The sequence below is a fragment of the Corallococcus sp. Z5C101001 genome (assembly GCF_007352635.1).
Taxonomy (GTDB): domain Bacteria; phylum Myxococcota; class Myxococcia; order Myxococcales; family Myxococcaceae; genus Corallococcus; species Corallococcus silvisoli.
This window is the reverse complement of sequence record NZ_VKLU01000011.1, coordinates 101,235-124,060: the sequence shown is the minus strand read 5'-3', so window position 1 is coordinate 124,060 and position 22,826 is coordinate 101,235. Positions and strand designations below refer to the sequence as shown.

Sequence of the window (22,826 nt, the reverse complement as noted above, 5' to 3'; positions counted from 1 at the left end):
CGAGCGCTACAACCGCGTGGTGTACGGGAAGCGGAAGTGGAACTGCAGGTACGCCTGCCCCACGTGGAAGATGCCGTCGCCCACGCGGTCCGGCAGCCCCAGCCCGCCCAGCTCCTGCGGCACGTAGAAGGTGGACTCCCACCCCACGCTGATGAGGAAGCTCTTCGCCAGTTGGAACTCCAGGTCCGCGCCCACGTTCGCGCCGGGCCGCAGGAAGTGCGTGTCTGGCAGCGTGTCGGAGAAGATGTACGCATACGTCAACACCAGCCCCACGCCCAGCTTGAAGCGCACCGGGCTGGACGTCAGCGGCAGCCCCACGCCCAGCGGCTTGAAGGTCACCCCGTACATCCCCGTGTTCCGCCACTTGGGGGAGATGATGAAGGAGTCCGGGATGAAGATGGACGGGGAGATGCGGACCTCCTCCAACTGCTTGGCCTGCTTGCGGTAGCGGAGCGGGATGACGCGCTGGTTCTTGCGCAGCCACTCCTTGTCCAGCACCGCGTCCACCGACAGCTTCAGGCCCGTGTGCAGGAACTGGTCGTCCGCGATGGGGCCGGAGAACACGAACACCGCCGGGCCCACGCCCACGTCCACCGGCGCCGTGACCGTCTGGCCCGCGAGGACGACGGTGGGCCAGGACGACAGCGCGCACAGCAGGGGAAGCAGGGTGGGCCTCAAGGCGGGTCCTCGCGTACCGGGCCCGGACAAGGACCCGCATTTCGAGCGTAGAAGGTCAGGACGCTCCGTGTCCCGCATGCGCTAAGAAGTTCCGTGCCGGAAAGGGAGCCGGCCTTTCACGCTCCCTTGCAGGTCCGTTGTCGTGCCTGCTTCACCTCAAGGAACCCCGATGCTCCCCGTCGCACTGCTGCTCGCCTCGTCGCTGCAAGCCCAGACGCCGCCCGCACCGCCGCCGCCGCCCGCCGCCGCCGCCCGTGCTCCGGCCGCCGCCGTCCCTCCGCCCGCGCCCCCGATGCCGCCCGCCCCCCTCCCCGCGGATGCTCCCGCCGCGGAGCGCGCCGCCGCCGCCGCGGAGCGCGCCGCCCTCGCCGCGGAGCGCTCCGCCGAGGCCACCGCCCGGCTCGCGGAGGCCATTGAGCGCCTGGCCGAGGTGACGGCCCGTGGCCCCATCGCGCCGTCGCCCGAGGCCGCCGCCGCCGCGCCCGCCGCCGCGAAGCCCAGCACCTGGGACGTCAGCGTGGGCATGAGCCTCATCTCCCTCACCGGCAACGCGTCCACGCTGACGGTGAGCGGGCTCGCGAGCGCGCTGCGCAAGACGGACAACTGGATCTACTCGGTGAAGGCCTACGGCGCGTACGGCCGCAGCCGCGCCCCGCAGCTGAAGGGCGAGGTCGAGTCCGCGTCGCAGGTGGTGGCCCTCAACGCCGGCGTCGAGCTGCGCGGCGACCGCCGCTTCACGGAGCAGCTCAGCGGCTACCTGCTGGCGGGCGTGGACACGGACCACGTCAAGAGCGTGGAGGCGCGGCCCTCCGGTGAAGCCGGCGCCAGCATCCTCTGGTTCGACACCAAGCGGGACGAGAAGCTGGGCGTGCGCGAGTCCGTGCTGCGCACCGACCTCGCCTTCCGCTACGCGCGCGAAATGCGCTTCCAGTACTACCCGGAGCGCATGGACCTGGAGGACGTGGACCTGGGCGGCCCGCGCTTCGGGGCCCTGTTCCGCTACGGCATCTCCAAGGACATCACCTTCCAGGAAGAGGCGGAGGTGCTCGTGAGCGTCATCACCGAGTCCCGCCTGCTCTTCAGCAGCCAGACGCAGGTGATGGCGAACCTCACCGACGCGCTGGCCCTGGGCGTGGGCTTCCTCGTGAAGTCGGACACCTCTCCGCCCCCGGGCAAGGTGTCCACCGACACGGCGCTCTCCTTCAACCTGACCGTCGCGCTGTAGCCGTCTCGCAGCGGCGAGGGTCCTGTCCAAAAGCGACGCGGCGCCAGGGAAGAATCCCGGGCGCCGCGTTCGTGCTTCAAGGGACCGCGTGAGACGCCGGACTACTCGTGCGTCTCATGCTTCTGCTTGACGTCCATGTGCCCGCCAGAGCGGCCCTCGGCCTTGTTCGCGCCGATGTCCACCGCCTGGAGGTCGCTGTACTGCGAGCCCGGGGGGTTGGCCAGACGGAAGCGGGTGCCGAAGTCCATCAGCGTGAAGCCGATGAGCAGCACCACGAAGGCGATGGACACCCCGAACACCAGGCGGTTCGCGCCGCGGTGCTCGGACAGGTGCATGAAATACAGCGCCACCAGCGTGCCCTTCACGCTGGCGATGACGAGCGCCAGCAGCAGACCGAAGCTGGGCAGGTGCATGCGGCCGGTGAAGACCGTGACGAGCGTGAGCACCAGCAGGGCGATCCAGATGACCACGTAGCGCCCGGCGCCGTGGTGCTCCTGCATGTTGTGCTCTTCCTGATGCGATTCGTTGGCGATGGCCATGTCTTAACCCTCAGACCAGGTACAGCATCGGGAAGAGGAAGATCCACACCAGGTCGACCAGGTGCCAGTACATGGAGCCCAGCTCGATCTGCGTGTAGTTGTTCGCGTTGAAGTCCCCGACGCGGTACGCGCGCACCGTGCCGAACGCGAGCACCGTCATGCCGATGACGACGTGCAGCGCGTGCAGCGCGGTGGAGGCGAAGTACACCGTGAAGTACAGCGGCGCGCCCGGCAGCTGGATGCCTTCGTAGAAGTAGTACCGGCCCGGCAGCGTCCCGATGTGGAACTTGTGCTTGTACTCGAAGAACTTGATGACGAGGAACCCCAGAGCCATCAGGAGCGTGAGCACGAACATGTGCCCCACCATCTTGTTCTTCCCCTCCTTGGCGTAGTGCACCGCCATGGCGGCGGTGAACGAGGAGGTGATGAGCACCACCGTGTTGATGGTGCCCATCGTCAGGTCCAGGCTCCGGCTGGACGCCGCCCACGCTTCCGGGAACAGGAAGCGGTAGGAGGCGTAGCAGGCGAACAGACCCGCGAAGAGCAGGATTTCCGTGGCGAGGAACAGCCACATGCCCAACCGCGCCGCGTGCTTCTGGACATCCAGCGACGCGAAGTGGGCGGCCAGCTTGGGACCGGGCAGCGAGCCCGGCGTCACGTGCGCGCTAGACATCCGACACCTCGCCCTCGGCCTTCTTCGGATCCACGTAGAAGTGCGGCTCCTCGGGATACGTCGGCTGCGGGCCAATGAAGTTGTGCGTGGGCGGAGGGGACATGGTCAGCCACTCGTAGCCCTTGCTGTGCCACGGGTTGTCCACGCGCTCGCCGTAGATGAGCGCGTACGTCAGGTACACCGCGATGATGATGAACCCGAACGCGAGCAGCGACGCGCCCGCCGTGGACGCCACGTTCAGCGCCTGGAAGCGCTCCGGGTACTCGTAGTAGCGGCGCGGCATGCCCGCGTTGCCCACGAGGAACTGGGGGATGAACGTCGCGTTGAAGCCCAGGATGATGAGGGCCGCGGAAACCAGGCCCCACCCCTCGTGGTACATCTTCCCGAACATCTTCGGGAACCAGTAGTGGAGCGCGGCCAGGAAGGCCATGATCGTCGCGCCCACCATGATGAAGTGGAAGTGCGCCACGACGAAGTACGTGTCGTGCCACGGCACGTCCAGCGACACCGTGCCCACCGCGATGCCCGTCATGCCGCCGAACACGGTGAAGAACAGGAAGCCGCAGAAGTAGGCGAACGGGGTGCTGAACTCCACCGCGCCCTTGTAGACGGTGCCCACCCAGTTGAAGACCTTGATGGCGGTGAACACGCCCACCAGCATCGTCAGCACGCCGAACACGCCGGCGTTGAAGGTGGACTGGCCGGACACGAACATGTGGTGGCCCCAGGCGAAGAAGCCCACGAACGCGATGCCCAGGGAGGAGTACGCCACCGCGCGGTAGCCGAAGATGTTCTTGCGGCTGAACGCGGAGACGATCTCGCTCATCACGCCGAACGCCGGCAGCACCATGATGTACACGGCCGGGTGGCTGTAGAACCAGAACAGGTGCTGGAAGAGCACCGGGTCGCCGCCGCGGGCCACGTCGAACATGCCCAGGCTGAACAGGTTCTCCGCCGCCACCAGCAGCGTCAGCAGGCCAATCACCGGCGTCGCCAGCACCTGGATGCAGCTGGTCGCGTAGAGCGCCCAGACCATCAGCGGCATCTTGAACCAGGTGATGCCCGGCGCCCGCATGGTGTGCGTGGTGACGATGAAGTTCATGCCCGTGAGGATGGAGCTGAACCCGATGATGAACGCGCCGAAGAGCACCGGCGCGACCGTGGTCGTCGTGTGCGCGCTGTACGGCGTGTAGAACGTCCAGCCGGTGTCCAGGCCGCCGTTGAGCATGCCCCAGAGCGCGAAGCCCGCGCCCGCCAGGTACACGTAGAGCGACAGCAGGTTCAGCCGGGGGAACGCCACGTCCTTGGCGCCCAGCATCAGCGGCAGCAGGAAGTTGCCGAAGATGGAGGGGATGGCAGGGATCATGAACAAGAAGATCATGACGATGCCATGCAGCGTGAAGACGCGGTTGTACGTCATCGCGTCCATGATGGTCGGGCCGGGCGTGAGCAGCTCGATCCGGATGAGCAGCGCGAAGATGCCGCCCACCAGGAAGAACAGCAGCACCCAGATCATGTACATGATGCCGATGCGCTTGTGGTCCACCGTCAGCAGCCACGACTTCACCGTGGTGCCGTCCGTCAGGTAGCTCGGGTGGTGGCCGTGGTCGTCGGTCGCCTCATGGCCGGGGGCGGCCCCCGGCGCGGCGATGCTACTGGATGGGGTCATAGGCGGGTCCCTCGGAAGCGCTCTCGCGCACGTTCGGAGTGCGCAGCGTCTTGATGTACTCGACGATGGCGGCGGACTCAGGGCCCTGGAGCTTGCCCTGGTAGGTCGGCATCACGTTCTGGTAGCCGGCGACGATGTGCGCGCCCGGGTCCATCATCGACTGCGTGATGTAGGCCTCGTCCACGCGGATCTCCTGGCCGTCATCGAGCCGCTCCGTGCGCTCGTAGAGGCCCAGGAAGGTGGGGCCGATGTGCTTCGAGCCGTCCACCGAGTGGCACTTGAGGCAGCCCTGCGTGCCCACCAGCTTCTGGCCCTGCTCGGCCATGCGGGCGACGGGCGGCACCAGCGAGGTGTCCGCCAGCGCGTCCTGCCGGTCCTGCAGGCGGCCGCGCTGCTGCTCCTTCAGCCAGTTCTCGTAGTCCTCCGGCGCGAGCACGACGACCTCCGCCAGCATCTTCGAGTGCGACAGGCCGCAGTACTCGGTGCAGAGCACCTGGTACGTGCCGGGCTTCGTCGCCTCGAACCAGGCCTGCGTGTAGCGGCCCGGCAGCGCGTCCATCTTGATGCGGAAGGACGGGACGTAGAAGGAGTGGATGACGTCGCGGGACGTGATGAGCAGGCGCACCGGGCGGTTCGCCGGCACGTGCAGCACGTTCACGCCGTTGGGGCCCTCCGGGTAGGAGAACTTCCACATCCACTGCTTGCCCATGACGTAGACATCCATCGAGTCCTTGGGCGGAGTGGTGTACCAGGTGAAGTCCCGGAACCCGATGGCGAACCACGCCAGGAAGAACACCAGCGGGACGGAGACGAAGAGGAACTCCGTCTTCAGGTCCGGCACGACGTATTCCGTCGTCTGGTGGGCCTCCCGCCGACGGTAGCGGAAGAACATGAAGAGCGCCGCGAGACCGACGCCCGCGGACATCACCATCGTCGTGCCGACGACGAAGTAGTGCAGGAAGTCGACCCGTTCCGCGAACGTGGACGCGCGCTCCGGGAGGAACAGGAATTGGTTGGCCAGGTCGCTCATGTAGTCGCGCCTTTCTTCAGCTCGCGCCTCCAGAAATAGATCAGCATCGTGGCCAGGGCGCCGAAGACAGCCAGGGAGCCCAGGCGGATGAAACCAAAGATGTAGAAACCGTACCGCCGCGTGGCGGTGTCATACTTGAAACAGGACATGACGATGCGATCGACGCTCGTCCCGACCCGACCGCCCGCAGCTTCCAGCAGCGAAAGCTTCACGTCCTTGCGGTCGAACGACGTGCCGTAGAGGTAGCGGGAGATGCTCCCCTCCGGGGTGAGCACGGTGACCACCGCGGGGTGGGCGTACTGCTTCGTGCTCGGCTCATACGTGTACTTGAAGCCCACGGCATCGGCGAGCTTGTGGATGTTCTCGTCGGTGCCGGTGAGGAAATGCCAGGGGGCCGTCTCCGGCTTGCCCATGGACTGGAGGTACTTGCGCCGCCGTTCGGCGCTCTGCACCGGGGTGTCCTTCGGGTCGATGCTGACGGTGACGGCCTCGTAGTCCTTGCCCAGCTCCAGGCCCAGCTCGCGCATCACGCGGACCTGCTCGTTGATGACCAGGTTACAGAGCATGGGGCACTCGTAGTACACGAGCGTGAGCAGGGTGGGGCGCGTCTTCGACAGCAGCGTCCCCAGCCGCACCTCGTCCCCATTCGAGTCCAGGAAGCGCGTCTCCAGGGGGAGCGGCTCCCCCAGGTGCTCCAACACGTCCACGCCCGTCACCGGCGGGGGCAGGTCGGAGTCCGCCTCCAGGATGGCGCGGGGCGTCTTGCCTCCACCCGGCAGGGCGAACGCGGGCGTGGCGCTGGTGAGCACCAGCGCGAGCGCCGCCAGGAGCCCGGGGGCGCGGGCGGAGGGGGAGTGGAAGTGGGACGGCATGGGGGCAGGACGGCTCGGGGTAGGAGGTGCGGGGGGAGCCTACTTCTTCGGGGCAGGGGCCGGGGGCGCCACGTGAGGCGCGGGCTCCGGGGCCGGCGTGGGCGCCGGGGCCGGCTCGCGGGCCTTCTGGGCCTCGGTCGTGATGACCTGGTCCATGGCCTGCTCCAGCGGCTTGTGGGCCGCGACGCCCGGCTGGTCACCCCAGCCGTTCTTCAGCGCCTGCTGCTGGCCGCCCAGCTTCTCGGTCGCGCGCCAGTCCTGTTCGAACAGGCGCTGGTTCACGATGCCAATCTCGTACTGGCCCACCGCGGCCGGACGGGGCGGAGGGCCGTCCGGCTGGGCCTCCTGCATCGTCACGACCTGGACGCGCCAGGCCCACACCGCGCCCGCGAAGAAGAGGACCATGGCACCGACGCCGATGCCGACGACCTTCCCCATGACGATGTGGTCTTCCTCGGCCGCCACGCCATGCGCGCCGACGATGACCCGCGATTCGACTTCGGACTGGGTCTTCTTCATGGCTGCACGTACCTCAGGGACTCCGCGATGTAGGGGTCCTTCACCGGCAGCGTGTACTTTCCGCGCGCCTTCATGAGGGCGTAGCCCACCGCGATGCCGCCCACGCCCACGAAGGCCGTGATGAGCGTCCAGTGGAACGTCGGACCGGCCTCGCCGGAGAACGCCGGCCAGATGAGCCAATACAGGTCCACGGCGTGCATGAGAAGCAGGTAGACGGCCGCCACCCCCAGGAGGCGGGGCTTCTCCTTCAGCTTGCGTGACAGCAGCGTGAAGAACGGCAGCACGAAGTTCAGCAGGAAGATGGCGATGGACATGGGGCGCCACGCTCCGAACATGCGCAGGCCGTACCAGGGCGCCTCTTCCGGGATGTTGGCGATCCACACCAGCAGGAACTGGGAGAAGGCGATGTAGGCCCAGAACGCCGTGAAGGCGAACATCAGCTTGCCCAGGTTGTGGTAGTGCGGCGTCTTCACCAGGCTGCCGTACAGGTCCTTGCCCTGCGCGTTGACCGTGACGAGCGTCAGCATGCAGAAGGCGGCCAGGAAGCTGCCGGCGAAGTAGTAGACGCCGAAGATGGTGGACTGCCACAGCGGCGTGAGGCTCATCAGCCAGTCGAAGGCCGCGAACGTGATGGTCAGCGCCAGGAAGGGCAGGGCGCCCGGGGAGAAGCGGCGCTGCTTCACGGTGAGCTCCAGCCCGCCCGCCTCGTCCTGCTTCGTGCTCCAGCCGTACAGCCGCTGGCTCACGAAGGTCCACACGCCAAAGTAGATGAGCTGACGGACGACGAAGAAGCTGGGGAACAGGTAGCCGTGCTGCTTGTGGGCCAGGTGCTCCACCTCGATGCCGTGGATGTCCGCGGCCAGGGGCGAGCCCGGGAACCACGGGTAGAGGTACTTCATCAAGGGGATGAAGGCGAGGATGAGCACCGCGAAGACGGGCACCGAGACGGCCATGGTCTCCATGGCGCGCCGCAGGACGATGAGCCACTTGGCCTTCGCCGTGTGGAAGATGGCCAGCATGATGAGGGCGGCCACGCTGATGCCCACCCAGTAGGTGAAGCCCAGCAGATAGCTGAAGCTGGTGGCCTGGGGGTTCATGAAGAACCCCACGGCGGTGAGCACGAGGCCCACCACGCCCAGGCCGAACGCGGGCACCATCAGCTTGGGCGTGCCGGTGTAGCGCTCCATGGCAGTCATCGGTTCTCCTGCGGGACGGGCTGCGCCCCGGCGGTGCTGCGGGCGGCCTGCAGCGCGCGCACGTAGGCGACGACGGCCCAGCGCTCACGCGTGTCGAGCTCACCCGAGAAGGACGGCATGATGCCGTAGCCTTCGTTGATGGCGGTGTAGAAGTGGCCGGCCGGCTTGTCCGCGAGCTCCAGCAGGGACGGCGGCAGGCGCAGCGCCATGTTCTCCGCGACGACGCTGTTGCCGTCTCCGAGCACGCCGTGGCACTGCGAGCAGACGATGTTGTACTTCTTCTGGCCCAGGGCGAGCAGCGGCTTGTCCACCGTCAGGGGGATGGCCGTGACGGCGACGCCGTTGCTGCGGCCCGTGCTGATGCCGGGGTTGCCCACCGGGCGCTCGCGCGGGACGGTCCCGGCCGGGGGCACGCGCATGGCGCGGCCATCCGCCCAGAACTCGGACGTCTCGTAGTACTCGTACTTGGGCTGCGTCTCCATGCGCTGGAGAAACTCCGAGCTGACGTTGCAGCCCGTGAGCGCGGCGAGCCCCGCGGCGGGGATGAGCCACCTCATTCGTTCTCTCCCGAGACGACGGTCACCTGGGTGGCGCCCAGGGCCTTCAACTGGTTCGTGGTGTCCGTCGCGTCCTGCCCCGTGGGGTGGGGCACGCTCAGCCAGTAGCCGTGCGTGGACGCGCTGCGGAAGGCCTCCGCCTCGAAGGCGGGGTGGTAGGGCTGGGGCAGCCGGCTGAGGCCCAGCAGGCCGAAGAAGATGCCGAACGCGGCGAACAGCACGCTCAGCTCGAACGTGATGGGCACCCACGCCGGGAGGCTCAGGAGCGGACGACCGCCGATGTTGAGCGGGTAGTCGATGGTGTTCATCCACGTCTGCATCGTGAGGGCGGTCACCATGCCGGTGAGACCGCCGCCCAGGGCGATGAAGGGCACGCGCGAGGGCGGCAGACCCAGCGCCTCCGACCCGCCGTGCAGCGGGTAGGGGGAGTAGGTGTCCATGCCCAGGAAGCCCTTCTCTCGCATCTGCCGGGTGGCATCCACGAGGGCTTCCGGCGTGGCGAACTCGGCCAGCACCCAGGAATCGAGGACCTTGGCTTCCATGATGCTAGTGCGCTCCGTGGGTGGCCGCGGCGTCCGAGCCGTGGTGTCCGTTGCCATGGGCGGCGTGGGCGGCGTGCTTGAGCTCCAACTGGAGCTCCTTCACCTCGCTCACCGCGACGGCGGGAACGAACTTGAGGAACAGGAGGAACAGGGTGCCGAACAGGCCCAGCGTGCCGATGTAGATGGACCAGTCCACCCAGGTCGGGCGGTAGAGGTCCCACGACGAGGGCAGGAAGTCCTGGGAGAGCGACGTGACGATGATGATGAAGCGCTCGCACCACATGCCGATGTTCACGGCGATGGAGGCCACCCACATGATGGGGATGCTGGTGCGGCACTTCTTGAACCAGAAGATGTTCGGCGTCACCACGTTGCAGGTGATCATCAGCCAGTACACGCCAGCGTAGGGGCCCGTGGCGCGGTTCACGTAGAACGTCCAGAGCTCGTACTGGTTCTGGGAGTACCAGGCGATGAAGTGCTCCATCATGTACCCGTAGGACACGATGAGGCCCGTCGCGAGGATGACCTTGTTCATGTTCTCCAGGTGGCGGTCGGTGATGACGTCCCGGAGGCCCAGGTACTTGCGGGCGGGCACGATGAGCGTGATGACCATCGCGAAGCCGCTGAACACGGCGCCGGCCACGAAGTAGGGCGGGAAGATGGTCGCGTGCCAGCCGGGCAGCTGCGACACGGCGAAGTCGAACGACACGATGGTGTGCACGGACACCACGAGCGGCGTCGAAAGGCCGGCGAGCAGCAGGTAGGCGATCTTATAGTTGTGCCAGTGGCGGCCGGAGCCGCGCCAGCCCAGGGCGAACAGGCCGTAGATGGTGCGCTGGAGCTTCGTCTTGGACGAATCCCGCAGGGCGGCCAGGTCCGGGATGAGGCCCACGAACCAGAAGAGCGCGGACACCGTGAGGTACGTCGAGATGGCGAACACGTCCCACACCAGCGGCGAGCGGAACTGCGGCCACGCGCCCAGGGTGCTGGGGTAGGGGAACAGCCAGAAGGCGAACCAGGGACGGCCCGTGTGGAGCAGCGGGAAGAGGCCCGCGCACATGACCGCGAACAGCGTCATGGCTTCCGCGAAGCGGTTGATGCTCGTGCGCCACTTCTGCTGGAAGAGCAGGAGGATGGCGGAGATGAGCGTGCCGGCGTGGCCGATACCGACCCACCAGACGAAGTTGATGATGTCGAACGCCCAGCCGACCGGCTGGTTGTTGCCCCACACGCCGATGCCGCGCGCCAGGGTGTAGGTCACGCCGACGACGAGCAGGCCCAGCGCCGCGGACGTGATGCCCAGCAGCATGAACCAGCCCTTGCCGGGCTTGCGCCAGACATGGTCCAGCAGCGTTTCATTGAGGGACTTGTCGTCGTGGTGCGGCGCGACGAGGTCCCGGGGCTCGAGCGGGTCGAGCGGGAGTGCGTGAGCGGTCTCGGCCATGACGGTCAGTGACCTCCTTCGTGCGCCGACGCCGCCTCAGCGGGGGCCGCGGCCACGAGGGCGGGGTTGGGGTTTCGCAGGCGGATGAGGTGGGCGGTGCGGGGACGGGTGCCCAGCTCGTGCAGCAGCCGGTACGCACGCTCGTCCTCGTGGAGCTGGGTGACGCGCTGGGCGGGATCCGCGAGCGAGCCGAAGGCGATGGCCTGCGTGGGGCAGGTCTGCTGGCACGCCGTCTGGAGCTCCTTCTCCTGGATGAGGCGCTTCTCGATGCGGGCGTTGATGCGCACGCGCTCGATGCGCTGGACGCAGTACGTGCACTTCTCCATGACGCCGCGAGCACGGACGGTGACGTCCGGGTTCATCAGCATCTTCTCCGTCGGCGTCTTGCCCTGCGTGTAGTGCAGGTAGTTGAAGCGACGGACCTTGTACGGGCAGTTGTTGGAGCAGTACCGCGTGCCGACGCAGCGGTTGTACACCATGTCGTTGAGGCCCTCGTCCGAGTGCACGGTGGCGTTCACCGGGCAGACGTACTCGCAGGGGGCCTTCTCGCAGTGCACGCACGCGACGGGCTGCATGACCATGGCGGGGTCGTTCTCGTTGCCCTCGAAGTAGCGGTCGATGCGCAGCCAGGCCATCTCACGGCCGCGGCCCACCTGCTCCTTGCCGACGACGGGGATGTTGTTCTCCGCCTGGCAGGCCACGACGCACGCGTTGCAGCCCGTGCAGCGCGACAGGTCGATGGACATGCCCCACTTGTAGCCCTGCTCCGGGTTCTTCGCGTACTCGAAGTCGGGCAGGTTGTTCTGCTTGCCCAGCACCAGCTCGCCCTGGACGCGCTCGAGCACGTGCTCCGTCGCCTTGGACGGGTGCTTGAGCTCGCTGACGGACATGTCGAGCGCCAGCGGGCGGCCCTCCATGCGCCAGTGGTACTGGGTGCGGGCGAAGGTGTGGCTGCCGCGGACCTTGCTGAGCTTCGCGCCGCTGTCGAACCAGGGGGCGCTCACGGTGCGCAGCAGGTTGGCGTTGAAGCCCACGCCCTTGGCCACCACCTCGTGCAGGCCGGTGCGGCCGTAGCCCAGGGCCACGGTGACGGTGTCATCCGCGTTGCCGGGGAGGATGGTGACGGGGACCTGGAGCTTGCGGCCGCCGTACTCCAGCTCCGCGAGGTGGCCGTTCTCCAGGCCCAGCCGCGCGGCGGTGGCGGGGCTGAGGATGGCGGCGTTGTCCCAGACGATCTTCGTGATGGGGTCCGGCAGCTCCTGCAGCCACGCGTTGTTCGCGAAGCGGCCGTCCAGCAGCTTGTAGTCGGAGACGAAGTTGATCTCCAGGTCACCGCCCGCCGGCGCCTGGTACGCGGACACCAGCTTGGACGCGGCGCCCGCGTCCGGGGCGGCCGTCAGCGCGGTGGCGATGCTGCCGGGGACGATGCCCTCGGAGACCCAGGTCTCCCAGCGGGACTCGAAGTCGCCGTGGCCGGCCTCGGCGCCCTGCGCGGACCAGTACTCACGGAGCAGCTGGTAGGCGGGGCGGAACGGCTGGTCGAGGAACAGCGCGTACAGCTCCGCTTCCGGCACGCCGTTGAAGAGCGGCTGGATGAGGGGCTGCGAAATGGTGACGGTGCCGTCCACCGCGCGGCCGTCGCTCCAGGTCTCCAGCTGGTGCGCCAGGGGCACGAACCAGTCGGCGAACTTGGAGGTCTCGTCCTCGTAGCTGCCCGCGTACAGGACGTTCAGCGCCTTGCGGTTGGCGTTCTGCTTGGGGTCCAGCACCTCCGCCAGGCCCGCGTCCACCGGCAGGGTGTAGACCGGGTTGGAGGCGGTGATGACCAGCGTGTCCACGCGGCCGGCCTTGATGTCCTCCACCAGGGAGTGGATCTCCGCGAGGCCCGCGGCCTCCGGGGCGACGGCCGGGACGACCTTCACGGTCGTGCCCAGGTTGCTCAGCGCGGCGTTGATGGCCTGCGCGAGCGCGTGCACGGCGGCGGGCTGACGCTCACCGGCGAGCACCACGCCGCGGCCGGCCTTGGACTTGAGGTCCGCGGCCACGGCCTGCACCCACGAGCCGACTTCCGGACGGAGCGCGCCGGCCTTGCCGGCCGCGGTGGCGCCGAGGCTGGCGGCGGAGCCGCCCACGGCCTGCGCCAGCGCCGCGGCGACGCCGAAGACCTCGGCGGACTTCACGCGCAGGCGGTGGTCGGCCATGCCGCCGGTGATCGACATCCGGGGCTCGGCGACGTAGAGGCGGTTGAGCTCGCCGTTCTTCGGGTCGCGGCGGTCGGCGAACTGGCGCGACAGGGCCAGGTTCTCCGGGCGGCTCTCCAGGAAGTCGGCGTCCAGGGAGACGATGATGTCCGCGCGGGTCAGGTCGTAGACCGGCTGCACCGGCTGACCGAAGAGGGCGCGGTGCGCCTCCGCGGAGGCGTCATAGGACACGGACGCGAACGCGTGGAAGCGCGCCGAGGGCAGCTTGCGCTGGATGCGGGCCTTGATGTCGCGCAGCAGCGGGGAGCTGGTGGGCTCGGAGAGGAAGCGCACGCGGGCGCCGCCGTCGGCCGTGGCCTTCTGGCTCACCAGCTGGGTGATGTCCTCGGTCAGCGTGCGCAGGGCGCGCGGGTTGGTGCCCTGGCGCAGCACGCGGGCGCGCTGGGGGTCGTAGAGGGAGAGCAGGAACGCCTGCTCGAAGATGCCCGCCGCGCCCTGGTTGATGGGGTGCTGGGGGTTGCCCTCGACCTTGACCGGGCGGCCCTCACGCGCGGTGATGAGCAGGCCGGAGGTGTGGCCGGCGAGCGTCATGCCGGACGCGTAGTGCAGCGGGTTGCCGGGGGTCACTTCCGGCGGCGTCTTCGTGTACGGCACCATCCGCTCATCCTGCGGGCGGGTGCTGCACGCGGTGACGCCGGCCAGGGCGAGCGACGCGCCCATCAGCTGCATGAACTCGCGGCGGGCGAAGCCGGTGGGGGGCAGGTCCGCGCCGACGGGGAACTCCGGGCGGGTCTCCTCCAGGAACTCCGGCGTGGCGAGCTTCTCCTCCAGGCCGAGCCAGTAGGTCTTGCCGTACGCGCCCTCCGCCGGGACCGCGCGGGTGGTGGCGTGCTCGAGCGCCTCGGCCACGACATCGTCGTGGTCGTGCGCGTGGGGGGCGGCCTCGTTGCGGCCCGAGACGACCGGGAGCGCGAACGACGAGGGGGTGTCCTGCGCGGGCGCGCTGTCAGGCTTGGTGTTCATCGGTGGCATGTGGAGCAGCTCGTGCGCGAGTGAACGTCGTATTCCTTGGAGAGCTTCTCAGCCAGCTCGGCGGCCTCGGCCTTATCGGCGGGCGGGGCCCAGGTCATGCTGGTGATGAACTCCGCGGGGCGGAGGTTGGGGGCCGGGTTGCGGTGGCAGTCCAGGCACCAGCTCATCGTCAGCGGGGCGGCCTGCTCGATGGCGCCCATCTGGTCCACGCGGCCGTGGCAGGTGGCGCAGCCGACGCCCTTGCCCACGTGGATGGAGTGGTTGAAGTAGACGAAGTCCGGCAGGTTGTGGACGCGGACCCAGGGGATGGGCTGGTCGGCGAAGAACGCCTTGCGGACCTCGGTGAGGTACGGGCTCTTGTTCCACACCTGCGCGTGGCAGGACATGCACACGGTGGTGGAGGGGATGCCCGCCGACGGGGACTTCTCCACCGTCCAGTGACAGTAGCGACAGTCGATCTGCTCGTCACCGGCGTGGTGCCGGTGGTCGAACTCGATGGGCTGTTCCACCGGGTGCGCCTGATTGGTCACGTGCGGGGAGCGCACATAAGCCAGGAGGCCGCCGATGGCGATGGCGGGCACCGCGAGGAGCATCGCGGCCGACAGGCGCGACACCGTATTCGTCCAACGTGGGAAGAGAGGGCCGCTCATACCAGGACCAGGGGCAAGGGGACTGAAGGCGACATGAAAGCAGGGGTGGACGCGGGAGAACCGTCCGGCGCGAAAGTCGAGGGGGCCATCCCGGCCCCGGTGGACCGGGCGGGCGGTGGCTCCTGGCGCTCAGACGGCAAGGCAGTCACGTCCAACGAACCTCTAGGATGGTGCCGTGGGCGCGGGTCCCTCATGCATTTCCCGACCCAATGCGGCGCGGGACCATCAACCATCAACACGGCAGTGTCAACCATTCTGTGGGGAGTGGGAATAAGGATCGCTTAGCACTTCCCGGGGCGGTTGCGACAAGTTGCCCGCGCGCGGTGATGAATCCCGCTTCTGGAGATCGGAAGGGAGCATTGCGCGAAGGCGCCCGCGCCCCGGCCTCAATCCCTCTCAGGGTGCGCGCTACAGGGCGAGACGGTTCGCGCCAGCCCTGAAGCGCGGCTACTCGGAGTCCGGGTCGCGCCAGCGCTCGCGGCGCTTCTGGAGCAGCCGGTCCACCAGGTCGCGCACGCGGGCGTCGCGGTGGAAGTTCGCGTCGTGGCGGCTGCCCTTGCCCTGGTTGCAGCGGGCACACGCGAGGCCCAGGTTCTCCAGGGCGTCCGTGCCGCCCGCGGTCCGGGGCACGATGTGCTCGATGGTGGCGCGGCTGATGGGCTCGCCGTCCAGGGCGACGGTGAGGTGCGCGTTGCAGTGCAGGCACTTGCCCATCCACACCTCGGTGCCCCGGTGCGGGACGCGCTCGAAGGTGGCGTCCGTGGCGATGATCCCCAGGACCCGGCGGCGCTTGGCGTGGCTCATGGCGCTAGCCCCCTACGTATCAGCACTGCTTCTAGTGAAACATTAGCTCCACTCGATGCAGTCGCTTCTCTAATGGTGCCCACCGCGCGCCACCGACGCGAGTGGACGAGGTTCCCCGCGAGCAGGCGCCTCCCGGGTGCCCGTGGCGGCGGGGGCGCTGGAGAGCGGCGACAGGCCGTCGTGCGGCATGGCCGGGAGGACGGGGGAGGCCGTGCCGCGGGATGGACTCCGTCCTGACCCAGTGCGGGTCGGCCGTGGCGTGCCCCCTGCCCGGGGCAGTGCGGGGCGCGCCGCTCCGGCCGCGGCCGCTCCACATCCGCGCTCGGCAGGCGGGGTAGGTATCGGCGTGGGACCCGCGCTCCTTGGGAGTGTCCCTGGAGCAGCGCCTCCCGCCTCGCGCTCTTCTCCGGTGCCGACCGCGTGAGCCGCGTCGCGATGCCCGCCTCGCGGCTCGCTTCCTACCCGTGCAGGAGCTCCTCGGCCACGAGGCGTGGATCATCCCGGTGATAGGCGTGGAGGCCGAGCGCCGCATCGGTGCTGGACGTGTGGCGGCTCACCACCTTGAAAGGCGCGCACGCGGGGGGCGCGTGCCCTGGTCGTCGCCGGTGAGGACCCACACTTCACTCCGATGCTCGTCGCGGAGCCCTTCGCCGCCCCGCACGTGGCGCTTGGGGTGGGCGCTCATGGTCAGCGTCTCGCCGTACTCCATCAAGTCGATGACCGCGTTCGCGCTCAGCCGGCGCTGCGACAGGCTCAACCCCGCGCGGGCTCCCAGGTCGCGCTGAGTGCCGCTCCGGGCGGGGGCATCACGCGCGTGCGTCCGGGCCATGCTTGAGACGCAAACGACGGGGGCCGGGACCGGAGGGCCCCTTGGATGGCCTGCGCGAACGGGGGATAAACCCAGAGCCCCTCTTCGCCAGGACCCCTTCGTGACGCCAACGCCCGCGCTGCTCCTGTGTCTTGCCCTCACGCAGTCCGAACCGCCTCCCGCGTCGGTGCTCGAATACAGCGGGCCGATGAGCGAGGAGTCGGGAGCGGTGGATCGGGAGGAGATCCAGTTCACCGCGTTCGCGCCGGGACAACTGCTCTACCTGGGCGTGGATGAAGCGAACCTGCGCGCGACCGCGGCGGCGGATGGCGCCCGCGTCCAGACGCTGATGCTGGGCACGCCCGTTCGCGTGATGGCGGCGGGAGCCCGGGCGACGGTGGGGGAGTACGTCAACGCCTGGTATCAGGTGTCGGTCGTGGACGCGCAGGCCCCGCAGGGGACGGCGCCCGTCACGGGGTGGCTCTTCGGGAACACGCTCACGCCGTTCCGCTTCGAGGCCGACCTGGATGGCGACGGCGAGCTGGAAGTGGCCACGGTGGTGATGAGCAATGAGTTCAAGGCCCGCGTGCGCGTGCTGGAGCCGAACGTGAAGCCGCCGCGCCGGGTGAGCAGCGTGGACGTGGACGTGGCGTCCACGGTGTATGGCGGAGGGAGGGGCGGTCCGGTGGACGTGAAGCTCCTCCCCGCAAAGAAGGCGGGCGTGCCGCTGTTGCAGTTGGACTCCGCGCCGGAGCGCTGCGGCGACTTCGTCACCTCGTATGTGAGCTACACGGGGACCGGCGGCAAGAAGGGCGTGCTCGGCAAGGCGCGGCTCGCGCTGGTGCTGGGCGGACTGAAGGATCCTCCGAACGAGAGCACCTTCAAGGTCTCCTTCCAGGCCGCCAAGAAGCAGGTCCTGGTGACCCGGACGAGCATCGAGGAGGAAGAAGGACAGCCCCAGAAGGTTACGGAGCGCAAGGTGTATCAGTGGCAGGACGGCGAGTACGCCGAGGTCAAGAAGCCCGCCTCGCCGGACGCCGTGTCGGAAGTGAAGCCGTAGACGCAGGGCCCGGAAGGCCGGGCACCCGGGCGCCCCTCCGGGTGGTGGATGAGGGGCCAGGGCAATCGACCATGGATGCGCAGGAGCGGAAGGCAGCCTACCGGCAGCGCGCGGAAGCAGGCCAGGCGGTGCCGGTGTCGGTGGAGCTGCCGGCGGACCTGGATACGCCGCTGTCGGCATACCTGAAGCTGGGCGGCGGTGGCCGCGGCTTCATCCTCGAGTCGTGCTACGGCGGCGAGCGCTTCGGGCGCTACAGCCACGTGGGCGCGAATCCCGCGGGCCGCGTGCGGCTGGACGCGGACGGGCTCACGTTGTGGCGGGGCTCGCACGAGGAGCGCCGCGAGGGCCGCCCCCTGGATGTCCTGCGCACCCTGTGGCGCGAGCTCTCCGTGGCCACGCTGCCGGGTGAAGCGCCCTTCCTGGGCGGACTCGTGGGTTACCTGGGCTACAACGCCACGTCGTGGTTCGAGCCGCGCGTGCCGGACCGGCACCCGCGCGATACCGGCTTCCCGGACTCGGAGTGGCTGGTGGCCGAGGACTTCGTCACCCACGACACGCGCACCCAGACGCTCAAGGCCATCGCCATCGCGCGGCCCGCGCTGCATGGCAGCGTCGAGCAGGCGCTGAAGGACGCGGAGGCCCGCGCGGAGGCGATGGCGCAGAAGCTGCGCCAGCCGCTGCCGCAAGAGGCCTACGCACCCGCGCCTTCGCAGAAGAACGCCGCCGCGCCCGTCGCGTGCTGGGACCGCGAGGGCTACGCCGCGGCGGTGGAGAAGGTGAAGGAGTACGTGCGCGCGGGCGACTGCTTCCAGGCGGTGCTCGCGCGGAGGTTCGAGGCGAAGGGCGCCATCCCCCCGCTGTCGCTCTACCGGGCGCTCCGGCGGGTGAACCCGTCGCCCTACCTGTTCCTGGTGGACCTGGGCGAGGCGCGAGCGCTGGTGGGCGCGTCGCCGGAGCTGCTGGTGCAGGTGCGTGACGGAGACGTGGTGGTGCGGCCCATCGCGGGCACGCGCCGCCGGGGCGGCTCCGAGGCCGAGGATCAGGCGCTGGAGAAGGAGCTGCTCGCGGACGAGAAGGAGCGCGCCGAGCACATCATGCTGGTGGACCTGGGGCGCAACGACGTGGGCCGGGTGGCGGCCCCGGGCACCGTGCGCATCGAGGACCTGATGATCATCGAGCGCTACAGCCACGTGATGCACATCGTGTCCCAGGTGCGCGGCAAGCTGGACACGACGCGCTTCGATGCGCTGGATGCGCTGGCGAGCACCTTCCCGGCGGGCACCGTGTCGGGCGCGCCCAAGATTCGCGCGATGCAGATCATCGACGAGCTGGAGCCCATGCGGCGCGGGCCCTATGCCGGCGCGGTGGGCTACCTGTCCTTCTGCGGCACGCTGGACGTGGCCATCGCGCTGCGCACCTTCTTCGTGGATGGCGACCGCACGATGTGGACCGCCGGCGCGGGGCTGGTGGCGGACTCGGAGCCGATGAAGGAAGCGGACGAGACGGAAGCGAAGGCGGGGGCCATGGCGGCCGCGCTGCGCCTGGCGCGCGAGGGAGGTGGGCGGTGATCCTCGTCATCGACAACTACGACTCCTTCACGTTCAACCTCGTGCAGCTGCTCTACACGCTGGGCGCGGAGGTGAAGGTCGTGCGCAACGACGCGCTGGATGCCGCCGGGGTCGCGGCGTCGGGCGCGTCCCACCTGGTGGTGTCGCCGGGGCCGTGCACGCCGCACGAGGCCGGGGTGAGCGTGGCGGCCATCGCCCAGTCGCGCGTGCCGGTGCTGGGCGTGTGCCTGGGACACCAGTCCATTGGCGCGGCCTTCGGCGGGCAGGTGGTGCGCGCGCCGGAGCCCGTGCACGGCAAGGCCGCGCGCATCCGGCATGACGGCACCGGCGTGTTCACGGGCCTGAGCCAGGGCTTCCAGGCGGCGCGGTACCACTCGCTGGTGGTGGCCGCGGAGTCGCTGCCCCCGGAGCTGGAGGCCACGGCCTGGAGCCAGGACGGGCTGGTGATGGCGCTGCGTCACCGGACGCGGCCGGTGGTGGGCCTCCAGTTCCATCCGGAGAGCGTGCTGACGCCGGAGGGCCCGGTGCTGGTGCGTAACTTCCTGGAGGGCCGGCGGTAGCGCCTACTCCTTCAGGTGCGTGGTGTCGTTCCATCCCGAGAGGACCGGTTGACTGCGGCCGGCCTCGAAGCCCAGGACGCTGATGGAGGCGGTGCTCAGGTGGAAGAGCCTGCCGTCGTCCGGGGGCAGGCCCAGCCAGCGCGCGGCGAGGATGCGCAGCAGGTGTCCGTGGGAGAAGAGGAGCACGTCGTCCTGGAGGGCGCGCGCCTCCGCGATGACGCGGTCCGCGCGGGCGCCCACCTGCTCCATCGTCTCCCCGTTGGGGACGCCGTCGTTCCACAGCGTCCAGCCCGGGCGCGTGGTGCGGATGTCCGCGCCGGTGCGGCCCTCGTAGTCGCCGTAGTTGAACTCCATCAGGTCGTCGCGCTTCTGGGCCACGTCGCCGTAGCCGGCGAGCACGCAGGTCTCCAGGGCGCGGGTCAGCGGGCTGGTCCACACGGCGGCGAAGCGCCAGGCGCGCAGGGGCACGCGGAGGCGCTCGCCCATGAGACGGCCCTCTTCCACGAGGGGCAGGTCGGTGCGGCCGGTGTGCTGGCCGCTGCGGCTCCACTCCGTCTCACCGTGACGGACGAGGACCACCTGGGGCGCGCGAGTGTTCATGGCGCCAATCTGTGTCAGCCCGTGGCGGGACGGGAGGGAAAAGTTCAGCGCTCCCGCTTCCGTGTTCGCCACTCCTCACGACTCTGGCCCCAGATCTCCACGGGGTGGTCGTCGTAGGGCGCGGGCAGCGCCCCCATGCGCAGGAAGCGCGAGCCCAGCCGCTCGGCCACCTTCTTCGAAGGCGTGTTCTCCGGGGAGATGGAGTGGATGACCTCCGTCCACCCGAGCGTGTCGAAGGCCCAGTCGATGGTGGCCGTGGCGCCCTCGGTCGCGTAGCCCTTGCCCCAGGCCTCGCGCGGCATCCCCCAGCCGACCTCGGTGCCCGGCCAGCCCTCCGGCTTCCAGGGCCCGAGCCGGCCCACCCACTTCCCGGTGGACTTCTCGAGCATGGAGAACATGGCGTAGCCCTGGAGCGCCCACGAGCCAGCCATGGCGCAGACCGCGCGCCACACGGAGGAGCGCGGCTGGAGTCCGCCGATGTACTTCGCGGCCTCCGGGTCCGCCATCATCGCCGCGAAGCCGTCCAGGTCGTCGAGCGTGGGGGGACGCAGGATGAGGCGAGGGGTTTCGAGTGTGGGGCCCAGGGTTGGCATGGGGCGGATTCTAGCGCTTCAGGCCCTGCTTGATGTCCGCGCAAAGCCGCCGCGCCGCGCCCGGGCCATCCGTGTACGCGGCGCGCACCAGGGCGCTGCCCACCACGACGCCGTCGGCGTGGGCCACCAGCGTCCGGGCCGTCTCCGCGTTGGAGATGCCGAAGCCCGCGACCACGGGCACGGACGCGGCCCGGCGCACCAGGTCCAGCCGCTGAGACAGGTCCGGCGGCAGCTCCGAGCGCATGCCGGTGACGCCCGCCACGGACACGCAATAGACGAAGCCCCGGGCGTCCTTCGCGATGGCCTCCGCCCGCGCGGGCGGCGTCGTGGGCGCGCAGAGGGGGATGAGGTCCATGCCTTCCCGGTCGAACGCGGCGCGGATGCCCGCGCTCTCCTCGGGGGGCAGGTCCGGGAGGATGGTGCCCACGATGCCCCGCTCGCGCGCGAGCTTCGCGTAGCGCTCTTCTCCCAGCGCCATCACCACGTTGACGTACGTCATGATGACCAGCGGCGTCTCCGGGCAGCGGCGGCGCACCTCGGGCACCACCTCGTCCAGCACGCGGCGCAGGTTGGCGCCCGCCTTGAGGGCCCGCTCCGACGCGGCCTGGATGACGGGGCCGTCCGCGATGGGGTCGCTGAACGCCACGCCAATCTCCAGCACGTCCGCGCCGCCCTCCACCATCGCCGCGAACACGTCCACGGACCGGGGCAGGTCCGGGTCTCCCGCCATGGCGTAGGCCACCAGCGCGCCCTCGCCCCGGGCCTTCGCGCGGGCGAACGCCTTGCCCAGTTCTCCGCTCATGACTTCACCCCCGTCGCCGGAGGCACACCCCGCGCGGAGATGGTCGCCACGTCCTTGTCGCCTCGGCCCGAGCAGTTGATGATCAAGTGTTGACCCTTGCCCATGTCACGGGCCAGGGAGCGCGCCGCCGCGAACGCATGCGATGTCTCCAGCGCGGGGAGGATGCCCTCCGTGCGCGCGACTTCGTAGAAGGCGGCCAGGGCCTCGTCGTCCGTCGCGGTGCGCACCTCCATGCGCCCCGTCTTCGCCAGGTGCGCCAGCTCCGGCCCCACGCCCGGGTAGTCCAGGCCCGCGGAGATGCTGTGCGCCTCTTGAATCTGGCCGTGCTCGTCCTGGAGGACCAGGGAGCGCGAGCCGTGCAGCACGCCCTCCGTGCCCAGGGTCAGCGACGCGCCGTGCTGGCCGGACTGGAGGCCGTGGCCCGCCGCTTCCACGCCCACCAGCCGCACCGCGGTGTCCGGGATGAAGGGGTGGAGCGCGCCGATGGCGTTGGAGCCGCCGCCCACGCACGCGATGATGGCGTCTGGCAGCCGGCCCAGCGCGGCGAGCGTCTGGGCGCGAATCTCCCGGCCGATGACGGATTGGAAGTCGCGCACGATGGTGGGGTAGGGGTGGGGACCCGCCGCGCTGCCGATGACGTAGTAGGTGTCCTGCACCTGCGACACCCAGACGCGCATGGCCTCGTTCATCGCGTCCTTGAGCGTGCGTGAGCCGGACTCCACCGGCCGCACCACCGCCCCCAGCGCGCGCATGCGGAAGACGTTGAGCGCCTGCCGCTCCACGTCCAGCGCGCCCATGAACACCTCGCACGGCAGGCCGAAGAGCGCGCACGCGGTGGCGGTGGCCACGCCGTGCTGGCCCGCGCCTGTCTCCGCGATGATGCGCTTCTTGCCCATGCGCCGGGCGAGCAGCACCTGGCCCACGGTGTTGTTGATCTTGTGCGCGCCCGTATGGGCCAGGTCCTCGCGCTTGAGCCACACCTGGGCGCCGCCCCAGGATTCGGTGAGGCGGTGCGCGGGCGTCAGCGTCGTGGGCCGCCCCACGAACTCGCGCAGCACGCGGGTGACTTCGTCTCCGAAGCCGGTGTCCTGCTGCGCCTTCGCGTAGGCCTCTTCCAGCTCCAGCAGCGCCGGGACCAGGGTCTCCGGCACATAGCGTCCGCCGTAGCGGCCGAAGCGGCCCACGGCAGTGTCCGTCGTCATGG

General features: G+C 69.5%; 23 protein-coding genes. 4 read left to right on the top strand and 19 right to left on the bottom strand.

All coding sequences use genetic code 11. The features are described from left to right. Positions 1-6 precede the first annotated feature (6 nt). On the bottom strand, positions 7-678 hold the full coding sequence (locus FOF48_RS24590; RefSeq protein ID WP_143905225.1) for a hypothetical protein: 672 nt from the start codon (positions 676-678) through the stop codon (positions 7-9). Positions 679-847: 169 nt separating this feature from the next. Between FOF48_RS24590 and FOF48_RS24585 the strand changes: the two genes are divergently transcribed. After that, positions 848-1,903 carry a DUF481 domain-containing protein gene (locus tag FOF48_RS24585; RefSeq protein ID WP_143905224.1) on the top strand — a complete coding sequence of 352 codons (1,056 nt, stop codon included), beginning with the start codon at positions 848-850 and terminating at the stop codon, positions 1,901-1,903. A 101-nt stretch (positions 1,904-2,004) separates the two neighbouring features. Here the strand turns inward: FOF48_RS24585 and FOF48_RS24580 are convergent, their stop codons facing one another. The 14 genes from FOF48_RS24580 to FOF48_RS24515 form a co-directional block, all read right to left on the bottom strand. Beyond that, positions 2,005-2,442: a cytochrome C oxidase subunit IV family protein gene (locus FOF48_RS24580; protein ID WP_143905223.1), complete on the bottom strand. Its 438-nt coding sequence runs from the start codon at positions 2,440-2,442 to the stop codon at positions 2,005-2,007. 10 nt (positions 2,443-2,452) lie between these two features. Then, positions 2,453-3,115, bottom strand: a complete 663-nt coding sequence (locus FOF48_RS24575) for a cytochrome c oxidase subunit 3 family protein (protein WP_143905222.1) — start codon at positions 3,113-3,115, stop codon at positions 2,453-2,455. Further along, on the bottom strand, positions 3,108-4,784 hold the full coding sequence (locus FOF48_RS24570; protein WP_143905221.1) for a cytochrome c oxidase subunit I: 1,677 nt from the start codon (positions 4,782-4,784) through the stop codon (positions 3,108-3,110). Before FOF48_RS24570 ends, FOF48_RS24575 begins: the two co-directional genes overlap by 8 nt. Continuing rightward, on the bottom strand, positions 4,768-5,814 hold the full coding sequence (gene coxB / locus FOF48_RS24565) for a cytochrome c oxidase subunit II (RefSeq protein WP_143905220.1): 1,047 nt from the start codon (positions 5,812-5,814) through the stop codon (positions 4,768-4,770). The genes FOF48_RS24570 and coxB overlap by 17 nt, the downstream gene beginning before the upstream one ends. After that, complete coding sequence (locus tag FOF48_RS24560; protein WP_143905219.1) at positions 5,811-6,686, bottom strand: SCO family protein; 876 nt, start codon at positions 6,684-6,686, stop codon at positions 5,811-5,813. The genes coxB and FOF48_RS24560 overlap by 4 nt, the downstream gene beginning before the upstream one ends. 39 nt (positions 6,687-6,725) lie before the next feature. Next, the gene (locus tag FOF48_RS24555) at positions 6,726-7,205 is read right to left on the bottom strand and encodes a hypothetical protein (protein WP_143905218.1); all 480 of its coding nucleotides are present in this window, start codon (positions 7,203-7,205) and stop codon (positions 6,726-6,728) included. Beyond that, positions 7,202-8,401 (bottom strand): hypothetical protein, encoded by a 1,200-nt coding sequence (locus FOF48_RS24550; RefSeq protein ID WP_143905217.1) that lies wholly within the window; start codon positions 8,399-8,401, stop codon positions 7,202-7,204. The genes FOF48_RS24555 and FOF48_RS24550 overlap by 4 nt, the downstream gene beginning before the upstream one ends. Beyond that, positions 8,398-8,958 (bottom strand): cytochrome c, encoded by a 561-nt coding sequence (locus tag FOF48_RS24545; protein WP_143905216.1) that lies wholly within the window; start codon positions 8,956-8,958, stop codon positions 8,398-8,400. Before FOF48_RS24545 ends, FOF48_RS24550 begins: the two co-directional genes overlap by 4 nt. After that, complete coding sequence (locus tag FOF48_RS24540; RefSeq protein WP_143905215.1) at positions 8,955-9,500, bottom strand: DUF3341 domain-containing protein; 546 nt, start codon at positions 9,498-9,500, stop codon at positions 8,955-8,957. The genes FOF48_RS24545 and FOF48_RS24540 overlap by 4 nt, the downstream gene beginning before the upstream one ends. A 4-nt stretch (positions 9,501-9,504) precedes the next feature. Beyond that, positions 9,505-10,944: an NrfD/PsrC family molybdoenzyme membrane anchor subunit gene (gene nrfD, locus FOF48_RS24535; protein WP_143905214.1), complete on the bottom strand. Its 1,440-nt coding sequence runs from the start codon at positions 10,942-10,944 to the stop codon at positions 9,505-9,507. 5 nt (positions 10,945-10,949) lie between these two features. Further along, entirely contained in the window at positions 10,950-14,168 is a 3,219-nt protein-coding gene (locus tag FOF48_RS24530) for a TAT-variant-translocated molybdopterin oxidoreductase (RefSeq protein ID WP_143905580.1), read from the bottom strand. Continuing rightward, entirely contained in the window at positions 14,165-14,827 is a 663-nt protein-coding gene (locus FOF48_RS24525) for a cytochrome c3 family protein (RefSeq protein ID WP_143905213.1), read from the bottom strand. Before FOF48_RS24525 ends, FOF48_RS24530 begins: the two co-directional genes overlap by 4 nt. A gap of 447 nt (positions 14,828-15,274) precedes the next feature. Further along, a complete protein-coding gene (locus FOF48_RS24520; protein WP_143905212.1) occupies positions 15,275-15,631 on the bottom strand; it encodes an HNH endonuclease in 357 nt (118 codons plus the stop codon). Between the two features lie 553 nt (positions 15,632-16,184). Then, positions 16,185-16,460, bottom strand: a complete 276-nt coding sequence (locus FOF48_RS24515) for a hypothetical protein (RefSeq protein WP_143905211.1) — start codon at positions 16,458-16,460, stop codon at positions 16,185-16,187. Positions 16,461-16,560: 100 nt separating this feature from the next. Between FOF48_RS24515 and FOF48_RS24510 the strand changes: the two genes are divergently transcribed. The 3 genes from FOF48_RS24510 to FOF48_RS24500 all read left to right on the top strand — a co-directional run bounded on the left by FOF48_RS24510 (position 16,561) and on the right by FOF48_RS24500 (position 19,627). Continuing rightward, the gene (locus FOF48_RS24510) at positions 16,561-17,499 is read left to right on the top strand and encodes an SH3 domain-containing protein (protein WP_143905210.1); all 939 of its coding nucleotides are present in this window, start codon (positions 16,561-16,563) and stop codon (positions 17,497-17,499) included. 71 nt (positions 17,500-17,570) lie between these two features. Continuing rightward, positions 17,571-19,067 carry an anthranilate synthase component I family protein gene (locus tag FOF48_RS24505; RefSeq protein WP_143905209.1) on the top strand — a complete coding sequence of 499 codons (1,497 nt, stop codon included), beginning with the start codon at positions 17,571-17,573 and terminating at the stop codon, positions 19,065-19,067. Then, complete coding sequence (locus FOF48_RS24500; RefSeq protein WP_143905208.1) at positions 19,064-19,627, top strand: aminodeoxychorismate/anthranilate synthase component II; 564 nt, start codon at positions 19,064-19,066, stop codon at positions 19,625-19,627. Before FOF48_RS24505 ends, FOF48_RS24500 begins: the two co-directional genes overlap by 4 nt. A 3-nt stretch (positions 19,628-19,630) precedes the next feature. Here FOF48_RS24500 and FOF48_RS24495 read toward each other — a convergent pair whose 3' ends face one another. The 4 genes from FOF48_RS24495 to trpB are packed head-to-tail and all read right to left on the bottom strand — an operon-like array spanning position 19,631 to position 22,824. Next, complete coding sequence (locus FOF48_RS24495) at positions 19,631-20,227, bottom strand: histidine phosphatase family protein (protein WP_143905207.1); 597 nt, start codon at positions 20,225-20,227, stop codon at positions 19,631-19,633. 44 nt (positions 20,228-20,271) lie between these two features. Further along, on the bottom strand, positions 20,272-20,820 hold the full coding sequence (locus FOF48_RS24490) for a GNAT family N-acetyltransferase (protein ID WP_143905206.1): 549 nt from the start codon (positions 20,818-20,820) through the stop codon (positions 20,272-20,274). A gap of 10 nt (positions 20,821-20,830) precedes the next feature. Then, entirely contained in the window at positions 20,831-21,622 is a 792-nt protein-coding gene (gene trpA / locus FOF48_RS24485; protein ID WP_143905205.1) for a tryptophan synthase subunit alpha, read from the bottom strand. Then, a complete protein-coding gene (gene trpB / locus FOF48_RS24480) occupies positions 21,619-22,824 on the bottom strand; it encodes a tryptophan synthase subunit beta (protein ID WP_143905204.1) in 1,206 nt (401 codons plus the stop codon). Before trpB ends, trpA begins: the two co-directional genes overlap by 4 nt. Positions 22,825-22,826 lie beyond the last annotated feature (2 nt).

Excerpts from the sequence above, each read along its gene's own strand:
- FOF48_RS24585 (WP_143905224.1), top strand. The coding sequence starts at position 848 with ATGCTCCCCGTCGCACTGCTGCTCGCCTCGTCGCTGCAAGCCCAGACG.
- FOF48_RS24580 (WP_143905223.1), bottom strand. The coding sequence starts at position 2,442 with ATGGCCATCGCCAACGAATCGCATCAGGAAGAGCACAACATGCAGGAG.
- FOF48_RS24575 (WP_143905222.1), bottom strand. The coding sequence starts at position 3,115 with ATGTCTAGCGCGCACGTGACGCCGGGCTCGCTGCCCGGTCCCAAGCTG.
- FOF48_RS24570 (WP_143905221.1), bottom strand. The coding sequence starts at position 4,784 with ATGACCCCATCCAGTAGCATCGCCGCGCCGGGGGCCGCCCCCGGCCAT.
- coxB (WP_143905220.1), bottom strand. The coding sequence starts at position 5,814 with ATGAGCGACCTGGCCAACCAATTCCTGTTCCTCCCGGAGCGCGCGTCC.
- FOF48_RS24560 (WP_143905219.1), bottom strand. The coding sequence starts at position 6,686 with ATGCCGTCCCACTTCCACTCCCCCTCCGCCCGCGCCCCCGGGCTCCTG.
- FOF48_RS24555 (WP_143905218.1), bottom strand. The coding sequence starts at position 7,205 with ATGAAGAAGACCCAGTCCGAAGTCGAATCGCGGGTCATCGTCGGCGCG.
- FOF48_RS24550 (WP_143905217.1), bottom strand. The coding sequence starts at position 8,401 with ATGACTGCCATGGAGCGCTACACCGGCACGCCCAAGCTGATGGTGCCC.
- FOF48_RS24545 (WP_143905216.1), bottom strand. The coding sequence starts at position 8,958 with ATGAGGTGGCTCATCCCCGCCGCGGGGCTCGCCGCGCTCACGGGCTGC.
- FOF48_RS24540 (WP_143905215.1), bottom strand. The coding sequence starts at position 9,500 with ATGGAAGCCAAGGTCCTCGATTCCTGGGTGCTGGCCGAGTTCGCCACG.
- nrfD (WP_143905214.1), bottom strand. The coding sequence starts at position 10,944 with ATGGCCGAGACCGCTCACGCACTCCCGCTCGACCCGCTCGAGCCCCGG.
- FOF48_RS24530 (WP_143905580.1), bottom strand. The coding sequence starts at position 14,168 with ATGAACACCAAGCCTGACAGCGCGCCCGCGCAGGACACCCCCTCGTCG.
- FOF48_RS24525 (WP_143905213.1), bottom strand. The coding sequence starts at position 14,827 with ATGAGCGGCCCTCTCTTCCCACGTTGGACGAATACGGTGTCGCGCCTG.
- FOF48_RS24520 (WP_143905212.1), bottom strand. The coding sequence starts at position 15,631 with ATGAGCCACGCCAAGCGCCGCCGGGTCCTGGGGATCATCGCCACGGAC.
- FOF48_RS24515 (WP_143905211.1), bottom strand. The coding sequence starts at position 16,460 with ATGGCCCGGACGCACGCGCGTGATGCCCCCGCCCGGAGCGGCACTCAG.
- FOF48_RS24505 (WP_143905209.1), top strand. The coding sequence starts at position 17,571 with ATGGATGCGCAGGAGCGGAAGGCAGCCTACCGGCAGCGCGCGGAAGCA.
- FOF48_RS24495 (WP_143905207.1), bottom strand. The coding sequence starts at position 20,227 with ATGAACACTCGCGCGCCCCAGGTGGTCCTCGTCCGTCACGGTGAGACG.
- FOF48_RS24490 (WP_143905206.1), bottom strand. The coding sequence starts at position 20,820 with ATGCCAACCCTGGGCCCCACACTCGAAACCCCTCGCCTCATCCTGCGT.
- trpA (WP_143905205.1), bottom strand. The coding sequence starts at position 21,622 with ATGAGCGGAGAACTGGGCAAGGCGTTCGCCCGCGCGAAGGCCCGGGGC.
- trpB (WP_143905204.1), bottom strand. The coding sequence starts at position 22,824 with ATGACGACGGACACTGCCGTGGGCCGCTTCGGCCGCTACGGCGGACGC.